The sequence below is a fragment of the Streptomyces sp. P17 genome, from assembly GCF_032436805.1.
In the GTDB taxonomy this organism is placed as follows: Bacteria; Actinomycetota; Actinomycetes; order Streptomycetales; family Streptomycetaceae; genus Streptomyces.
Genome location: NZ_JAVRBF010000232.1, coordinates 1 through 704 on the forward strand (window position 1 = coordinate 1; position 704 = coordinate 704).

The 704-nt window shown below is 67.9% G+C and carries 2 protein-coding genes; both read right to left on the reverse strand.

Going from position 1 to position 704, the window contains the following annotated elements:
* Positions 1-230: hypothetical protein (locus RMT89_RS40560; RefSeq protein ID WP_315888760.1), on the reverse strand; the 230-nt coding region annotated here is incomplete at its 3' end.
* Entirely contained in the window at positions 227-601 is a 375-nt protein-coding gene (locus RMT89_RS40565; protein WP_315888761.1) for a hypothetical protein, read from the reverse strand. The genes RMT89_RS40560 and RMT89_RS40565, both read right to left, overlap by 4 nt.
* Between the last annotated feature and the right edge of the window lie 103 nt (positions 602-704).

The following is a 704-nucleotide window of genomic DNA, read 5'->3' on the forward strand; positions in this document are numbered from 1 at the left end:
TTGGCGTCGACGGCTGGCGACTTGAGTGGCTTGTAGCGGGCCTTGTCAGAGTCCGCGAGGTCGGAGGTGAGGGTGATGTGGTGTCCGGTCGCGGTGTCGCGGACACGCACGACGCGCACCCCGATTCGGGTGACAGCGGCCATGTCGGCGTCGGTCGCCTCGGCCTCCTCGGCCTCGGTCGTCTCGATCTCGACCGGTTCGGACTGGTCGGCGGCTCGGGTGGTGGTCATAGCTGGTTCCTTCTGATGCGGACGGTGAAAACGAGAGTCGTAGACATGCGGACGTCGCCAGCAGGGCCCTCGGTCACCAGTGGCCCGGATGATTTCTCGACCATCGCCGAGTCGGCACCGAACGGCTGGCACCTGTTGAGGGCGGTGCGGACGATCGTTACCGCGTCCCGGACGCCGGGGCGGGTGCGGGCCACACACACGGCGTTCACGTCGACCCTGATGTGCGCCGACGGGGCACAGATGCGGCGCTCCGACTCCAGACCGGTGTCGTAGTACAGACATACGTACCGGCCCGGTGGGGTCGCTGGCGGTTCCCCGTCATAGACGGTGAGGGCCGGGATGCGTGCCGCGAGGTCGTCGTGCAGGCTCACAGGATGTCCCCCGCGATCTGCTCAATCCGCTTCACGTAGGCGTCCTTCTTGGCTGCCAGCGCGGGCCCGAGGAACGGCTGCGGACCGTGCCGGGAGGTACCGA